The 894-nt window shown below is 39.7% G+C and carries 1 pseudogene; it reads right to left on the bottom strand.

The window, feature by feature from the left end:
* Nucleotides 1-5: 5 nt before the first annotated feature.
* Nucleotides 6-852, bottom strand: a pseudogene (locus QEZ38_RS09750) (IS630 family transposase).
* Between the last annotated feature and the right edge of the window lie 42 nt (nt 853-894).

Genomic DNA, 894 nt, shown 5'->3' on the forward strand with positions numbered 1-894 from the left:
TATAGTTATTTAGTTTTAAAAAAGCACTCTAATGATTCAAAGATATTGGGGACTTCCCTTAATAAATCTGTCACTTTCTTTTTCAAGATAGCCCAAGCCTGCTCAATAGGATTCAAATCTGGTGAATACGGTGGTAGAGGTAAGAAAAAGTGTTTATCTTGAATGCAAAGCTCATCCAAGATGTTCTTGGGATGAAAACTAGCATTGTCCATGACAATGACATGAGGGGTCTTCAAAGCAGGTAGAAGTTGCGTTTTGAACCACTCCACAAAGAAATCGCTCGCCATATTTTCCTTGTAAATCATAGGAGCTATAAACTCTCCGTCTACTTGTCCTGCAACAATTGAAGTCCGCTCAAAACGCCGTCCACTAATCTTTTCATAGACTTTCTCCCCTCTAGGAGCCCGTGCATAAGGACGATAGAGGTAGCGGTCGATTCCTGTTTCGTCAATATATACGACTGGTAAATCTTTTAGGCTATTCAAAATATCAAGAAACTCAGCGACTTTCTCAGGATCTTGTTCCTTAAAGCTAGTCGTCTTTTTTTAAAGTGACCTTAATCTGCTTTAAAGCTGCCCATACTGAAGGAACAGCACAATCAAAATGTGTCGCAATTTCCCGTAAAAAAGCATCTGGATGAGCCTCTACAAAGGCCTTCAACTCCTCCAAAGGAATCTTTCGGCTTTTGGCGACTCGCTTTTTCCGCTCTAAGTGTCCTTGTTCACGTAATTTCTTTTCCCATGTGAAGAGAGTTCTGACGCCAACATCAAAAACTTTGGCCGCCTCGACATGGCTGTGTCCCTCTTTGATGTAATCTAATGCTCGTTGTTTAAAATCTGTACTATATGCCATGGCTTTATTATAACATGTATTTTATAAACTAAGTGACTATAA

The sequence above is a fragment of the Streptococcus taonis genome, from assembly GCF_029948085.1.
Lineage (GTDB): Bacteria > Bacillota > Bacilli > Lactobacillales > Streptococcaceae > Streptococcus > Streptococcus taonis.